The following is a 6,709-nucleotide window of genomic DNA, read 5'->3' on the forward strand; positions in this document are numbered from 1 at the left end:
CACCTGACGCAAGGCCCTTTTGACCACGCCCCCGTGGACCTTCTCCTGATTGGCAATGGCATTGAATTTCCCACCTAAGCCGCGATACCCAGCCCTATCCAGCTCCACAGCCAGCTTGCGATACATGACCACGCCTTCAGCCTCGTCCTTGGCCGCTGCTCTGAGAATCTTGCACGCCCTGGTCTTTGAACCTGTCATCATTTCACGTTTCCAACCTTAAACCCCTCACTCTTCAGCCATTGGAGGATTTCTTTTGCTCCCTCCACAGTCTTGATTGGGTTCTCCATATGCGAACGAGGTTCGAGGTAGTATTTTTCATTCCACCTAGTGTTCATATCGTTGTCGAGCTTCTCATCCGCGATGCCGAACGTCAGGGCAGTGTGGTGGTCTGGGTGCTGAATGAACTCAATTGTGGAGCGCTTCTTGCCTTTAGAGATTTGACAATCAACATCATACCCCATCATCAAGGCCTCCTCGATGCCAGCAAGACAAGTTTTATGTTTTTTTACCATATGCTCATCTCCTTCTGCCCCCCAGCCCGAACCTGGCGAAGAGGATGGTGCCCAACAATACACCGGCGATGACCGCGACCGTCCCCGGAGATAGGCCTTCACTCCCAACTTCTACACTGGGTGGGGGCCAGGTCTTGGATGGGATGGGTCCATACACACCGTATCTATCAACCTCGTACTGAGCATAGACTCCCTGGGGGGCGCATGTTTGGCAGGCCATGGATATACCACTAAGGTGTATGGAAATAAAAGAGCTTAAAGTGTTTGATGCTCAGGGCGAGAACCCGTCACCATTGAGGGAGTAGCTGGAGAATGTGGAGCAGCTATTGCCAGAGTCCTGCCCCGTGGGGGCGCTCCTGGAATATGTGATGCACCCGCTCTTGACGTCATCGTTGATGTTGTTGGTGACCGAATGGAAATGAGGTGAAAGAGGTTTAATACTTCTCTATGAGGTCACTACCTGCCCGCTGGCATCAGCAACATTGGGAGAGCAGCCACTGAACGTGCAGGACCTTACCGAAGACACCACGCTGTTGTATGTCTGACTGGTACCGGTGAACCTTATGCCGTCCATGCCCGAGACAACTGTAGTGAATGAACAGCTCGTGAAGGTGCATCCCCGGCCATAATTGGTGGTGGTGTTGTTGCCGTTGACCAATATGACCGCGTAGTTCTCTGCTGCGGAGTCCGTAGCGGGTGCGGTCCCGGTCGAGTTGAACACGCAGTTGCTAAAGGTTGTGAGCGGCCCATTGACCGTTGCCAACAAACCTCTGCCATTGAAATGGCAACCATTGAACTCATTACCCGAGGAGGGGTTAAAGCCACTGACACCCCACACCGACATGCATCGGCTGGCTATGGTCGCTCCGGTGATGTTTAGGAACATGCCGTTAGGGTGGCTGGTAAACGTGCAGTTCCTGGCCTCGTTGTTATATCCGGGCTCCCAGTTAAAGCACACCATGGTGCAGTTACTGACGGTGCAGTTCTCGATGAGGTTGTCATGAGCCATGTTGGCCCCGCTGAAATTACCCACACCACCAGCAAAGCCGTTGCCATACCCTCGTGCGGTTGTGCTCGTGCCTACGCCGTTGACTGTCACATTGAGGATATGGTTGCCACTGCAATTCCAGAACTCTACACCATAGTAGCATGGGATGTCGTGGATGTTGATGTTATAGACATTGCAGTTGCTCGCCTCCCAAAGCCTAATGCCCGCGACAGCGTTCGCTCCGGTACCGCCAGACGTCCAGGTGAATGGTCTGGTACCAGCCATGCCATCTAGCTCTAGGTCTCCGAAGTACACGCCCGATGACAGATTGACCATCGCGTTGGCCCCGGAGCCTGCTGCTGTGGCTATGCCTGCATTGAACAATCGGGTCACGGTCATACCTGCACCCTGGATATTGCGTGTCCCGTTCAGAGTGGCGGTCAGACCGAAAGCTCCAGCACCTATACCTACCCAACCTGTGGATGAAGTATTGTTTACGGCTGCGGCTATCGCAGCATTAGCTGATGTACCCGAGTAGAACAGGAAGTTGTCAGAGACCCTTCTCGCAGTGAAAGTGGAGCCACTCACCGAGACAATGGTTTCATAGGTTGTGCCCTGTCCCTCAGTTACGTTGATGGATATTGGAGCGGACCATGTATGCTCGAAAGTAGTGTTGAGCCAGTCCCAACGCACGCGACACGTCCAAGCTCCGAGCACATCCGGGTGGAAGATGACCGAGCACACGCCGGACGAGGTAGTGCACTCGCCCACATGGACGGCACTGCCATCTGGTGGAGTGAACTCAAAGTGCAGGCCGGTCGGGCCAGGATTGCGATAGGTAGCTCCGCCGTCATCGGACACCTGGAAGTGCATGGTGTACTGTGTATCAGCGTTCAGACCGGCCTCGGCTGGAGCGGTCACCCATTCATACCTGACGGGGTTGCCCTCGACCGGTTCCTCATCACCTCCACCAGTATCTTCCCTCGCCCCGTAGTCCCCGTCCGTCAGGGGGCTGGTCAGCATGGTGTTGCCGCTGACCGTGTCGGTGCTGCCTGTGCCATAGACACACTCTCCGGCCCCTATGTTGTAGCAAAAGTTGTTCTCGATGGTGCTGTAGGTACAACCAACATTGTGTATGGCGTGAGAGTAGAACGCTGAGTGGTTGTAGATGTCATGGCTGTAATTATCGTGGATGTAGTTGCCGGAACCACATATGAGGTCCACTGGTGCGGCTGACCCCCCAATGTCGTTCCTATAGATTTCGTTGTCATTGCCTTGGACGTTGATACCGGAGTATGACCCATATTGAACTGTACTTCCTTCGGGCGTATAGGTTTCGAGACCATTGTCCCGGATAGTGTTGTGATGGACCAAGTTGCCAGTACAGTTGGCCGTAGGCGTGCATCCACTGGCATCATGGTACCCTATGTTGATGTACGGATGCTGTGAGTCTATGCCGCAATCCTCAAGGTAGTTATCGTAAATCTCATTGTTGCGGGCCACACCTGTCGCTGTGGCACGCTGACTGATGCTCAGTCCGCTGGTCCCGCACCTCTCCACCCGGCAGTAGCGGATGATGTTATTGTTCATGGTTCCCGTGCTGGCTGGGTCGTTGTAGAAATATACTCCACCATGTCCGCAATCATGGAAATAGCAGTGCTCCACCACGTTATCGCTGCACGAGCCGCTGCCAGTGGGTGCGAAGATGAGCCCGTGCCATCCGTTCTGGTTGCACTGTCTGGGATTGGGAGCCCAGTCCGGGCCACAGTGCAAGGGGTCTAAGGTCCAAGAGTGATAGCTCTCCACATTATACACGATGCAGTTGTTGCTGTTGTTGAACTGTATGTTGTTGTACATGGCATCGCGGACCTTACAGTCCCGGAGGATACAGTTCGTCGCCCCGGTGAACATCATGGGTTGCTTTACCTGCTGCCCTTCTGGACTGGTGCACACCCATTCCCCGCCGATTATCTCCCAATCACGAGTATTACTGGAGCTAATTATCTGGTCATCTATATCTCTAGCCCTGTTCGGGCCAGTGAACACCACGCCGGTACATTCCAGGACAGCGTAGCTGGGCATGATGATTTTGGTAGTGGTGATGGCAATGGGGTCCCCGGACACCTGTATCAGCACTCTTTCCTTGGTAGTGCGACCAGACGTCAGCGCCCCCAGCGCAGCGTTGATGACCGTGCCCGGATTGGTGCCGGAACCGTTGGGAACTACGGTGCCGTTCACACGAGTGGCAGTGTAAGTGCTACCAGAGCGCGTGACGGTGATGGCCAGGGGCGTCACTGGCCACTCCGGTTCGGTGCCCCCGCTCTCCGCAGTAAGGCTGGTCTGCGCTGACGACGCCCCATAGGTGGCATTGCCATAGAACGTGGCGTAGACCGTATATGCCCCAGCCTGAGCGCAGTTCTCGCTGAGAGCGGCCTGCCCGCTGCTGTTGGTGGCAACAGTATAGATGCCGAACGTCCCGTCCGGCCTATGGAACTCGAACTCCACTGTCTGACCGGAGATGGCAGCGTGAGTGCTGGCATTGGATAGGGTGGCCACCATGGCCACGTCCGAGCCCACAGCAGGCGTGGCATCGGACACGGCCAGAGCCAGCGTTGTGGCGGTGGCCGCAACGGATACCACGCTGAAGGATATGGTATCGGACCAAATGTGCGGATAGTTGCAGTTGTTCCAGTCCCAGCGCACGCGAGCGCTCCATATCCCTTCCACAAGTGGCCTCAGGGACACGGAGCACATGCCGTTGCCCCCGGATGGCGTCGTGCAGTCCGCTACGAACAATGTGCCATCAGGTGATGTGAACTCATAGTGCAGTCCCGTGTTGCCCACGTTGTGCCATGTCGTCCCGGAGTCCGTGCTGTTCTGACAGAGCGCGGTGAAGAGGGTCTCGACACCGACGTTGATGGATGTCGGGGGGCTCTGCCATGTCAGCCGTATCAGGTTGGTCGCGGGCGGGACACACGAAGCGGTCACGTCAATGCTCAAGGTCGCAGGGGTCGGGCAATCGTAGGCAGCGCTGGCACAGTCCCAGGCAGCCTCCACGCTCCAGGTCCCCGCTATTCTGGGAGTGAAGTTCACGCCACAGACACCGGATGCATTGGTGATGCATTGCAGGGTCAGGGCCTCACCGGCAGACGGTGTGAAAGTGTAGGTCACGTTGGCATTGACCATGGGCACATATGATTCTCCACCATCGGTCGAGCCTTCCAGGAGGATGGTGTACTTGTTCTCGGTATCTTCCTCGATGCTCGTCGGCCCTGACTGCCAGGTATAGCGTACCGGCCTGGTGACCACCGGGCAGGTGTACGTGTGCAGGCTCCAGGTATGCGTGGTCCGGGAGTAGATTTCCTGCGAGGACACTGTCGTCCCGTCCGTACAGTATATGACGTTCCTGGTCGCCCCGTCCAAGGGCTCGGTCGGACATGTGAAGGTCTGGGTGTGCCATAGGTGGTCGGTCCGGGAGTAGACCTCCTGCGACTGGATGGTGGTTCCGTCCCAGCAGTACACGATGTTCCTTACCGCTCCGTCTGCGGTCTCCACCGGACAGGATGCACCGGATGGAACGTAACCGCTGCCCTGTGGGTTGCAGACCTCGCCATAGATGGTGCTGCCGTCCCAGCAGGTCGTGGGGCTCCTAGTGTCTCCGGGGGAGCACACCAACTGCGCGGTCAATATGTCAGAGACGGCGGAGGACTCATATTCCGAGTCACCGGCAAAGGATGCGGTTATGGCATATTCTCCTGCTACGTCCGGGGTGAAGTTTATGGATGCCAGACCGTCCGCGTTCGTTGTGGCATAGCCATCGAAGATATTGGTCCCGTCCGGCCTCTTGACCACGAACCTGATGCTCTTGCCATTGACCAAGTAGCCATTCGAGTCCATAAGCTCACCCATTACAACAGTGACGTCCCCTATCGATACGGTACCGGATACACCAAGGGATAAGGTCGTGCCTATCAGTCCCGAGACATAGCACGCTTCTTCCCCATGGACACATTCATGTGCTCCGGGCGTGCATGGGTCGGACTCCGCTCCTGGGGCTGAAGCGCTTTGCCTCTTCTTATACAATAGATAAGAAACACCGGCCAACGTACCGAGGCCTAGGCCCAATAGGATGCGCTTGTCCTTGCCCACGGATATACCGTTGGAGAGAATGGTTTGGATGCATTATATACTTGTTCACATGCCCATGGACCGGACGAACCAGGCTGCGATGCGCAGGAAGTATTCCTTGCGGCAGGTCCGGTCGCTCCTCAATAATTGCAGCTCTTCTCTGGAAGGGAACATATCAATCATCCATGACCTGTTCCTCGATGCCTCTTCTCGCAGACTTAACTTTCTCCTTCTTGATACGCATATACACTCTATTGACCTTATCCACTTTCTCATCAAGGTAGATGCTCTCGGCCAGCCAGGGACTGTGATTCTGCGAAGCCTCCAATATCAAAGCGTTAGCGCCATCGATGAGTTCCTGCGCATGCTGCTGCCAGACATTGGTCGGCCTCATCGATAAGTTGACCACGTCCTGCAATCTCGTGACGTCGTGGAGCAGTTCATATAAGCAGGTGCTGCGTTCCAGTTCTGGTGAGAGCGCCTTGCACTCTACAAATCTCTCTGCAAACTTGCCTCTCAGTTCGTAGGGGTCCTCTTCAGCAGCCTCGACCAGGGCCTCCTCATCATTCAGACCTCTGCGCTTGTAGAATGTGGCCAAAGAAATGCCTCATTGACCATATGTACTGGGGAGAATAAGAAAACTATCGCTCAGAACATGAAGTCATCGCCATCGGTGAAGCAGGCCTCACCCGGCTGAAGGGTCAGCTCCGACCCATCCTTGAACCGCACCCTGGTCGGCATAGAATAAGCGAAGGCCAGCTTCTTGCCTGGCAGCTCGAACTCGGGCTTGGGCTCATTGTCCTTGTAGATTCTTGCCCTCTCGGCGGAGGTGGTCATACTATAGCATCGTATTCGCTGGTATATGAATCTTATTCCAGCTTATGCTTGACCTTCTCCGTGGAACCGGATGATATAGTGTACATCTTGGTCCCGTGCTTCACAGCAACGGCATACTGCCCGCCCATTACCTTGAGGTCATCGATGAGGCGTGCTAAGACCATCTCGTCCTCGTGCGTGCCACACTTATGGAAGGACTGTATCACCGTGACCGGCTCCCTCTCTAACTTACCGGTCTCGTCGT

Annotated in this window: 7 protein-coding genes; all 7 read right to left on the reverse strand. The window is 55.6% G+C overall.

Translation table 11 applies throughout. The features are described from left to right. A partial coding sequence (locus tag PHI12_12625) for a ferritin family protein (protein ID MDD5511635.1) occupies nt 1–201 on the reverse strand: 201 nt, incomplete at its 3' end. After that, complete coding sequence (locus PHI12_12630) at nt 198–512, reverse strand: hypothetical protein (GenBank protein ID MDD5511636.1); 315 nt, start codon at nt 510–512, stop codon at nt 198–200. The genes PHI12_12625 and PHI12_12630, both read right to left, overlap by 4 nt. Before the next feature lie 4 nt (nt 513–516). Continuing rightward, on the reverse strand, nt 517–732 hold the full coding sequence (locus PHI12_12635) for a hypothetical protein (protein ID MDD5511637.1): 216 nt from the start codon (nt 730–732) through the stop codon (nt 517–519). A gap of 225 nt (nt 733–957) precedes the next feature. Further along, the gene (locus PHI12_12640) at nt 958–5,583 is read right to left on the reverse strand and encodes a right-handed parallel beta-helix repeat-containing protein (GenBank protein ID MDD5511638.1); all 4,626 of its coding nucleotides are present in this window, start codon (nt 5,581–5,583) and stop codon (nt 958–960) included. Nucleotides 5,584–5,803: 220 nt separating this feature from the next. Continuing rightward, nucleotides 5,804–6,226, reverse strand: a complete 423-nt coding sequence (locus tag PHI12_12645) for a hypothetical protein (protein ID MDD5511639.1) — start codon at nt 6,224–6,226, stop codon at nt 5,804–5,806. Nucleotides 6,227–6,276: 50 nt separating this feature from the next. After that, on the reverse strand, nt 6,277–6,465 hold the full coding sequence (locus PHI12_12650) for a hypothetical protein (GenBank protein ID MDD5511640.1): 189 nt from the start codon (nt 6,463–6,465) through the stop codon (nt 6,277–6,279). 32 nt (nt 6,466–6,497) lie between these two features. Then, nucleotides 6,498–6,709: hypothetical protein (locus PHI12_12655; protein MDD5511641.1), on the reverse strand; the 212-nt coding region annotated here is incomplete at its 5' end.

It is taken from the genome of Dehalococcoidales bacterium, assembly GCA_028716225.1.
Lineage (GTDB): Bacteria > Chloroflexota > Dehalococcoidia > Dehalococcoidales > UBA5760 > UBA5760.

Coding starts and splice junctions, on each gene's coding strand:
- PHI12_12650 (MDD5511640.1), bottom strand. CDS start 6,465: ATGACCACCTCCGCCGAGAGGGCAAGAATCTACAAGGACAATGAGCCC.
- PHI12_12630 (MDD5511636.1), bottom strand. CDS start 512: ATGGTAAAAAAACATAAAACTTGTCTTGCTGGCATCGAGGAGGCCTTG.
- PHI12_12635 (MDD5511637.1), bottom strand. CDS start 732: ATGGCCTGCCAAACATGCGCCCCCCAGGGAGTCTATGCTCAGTACGAG.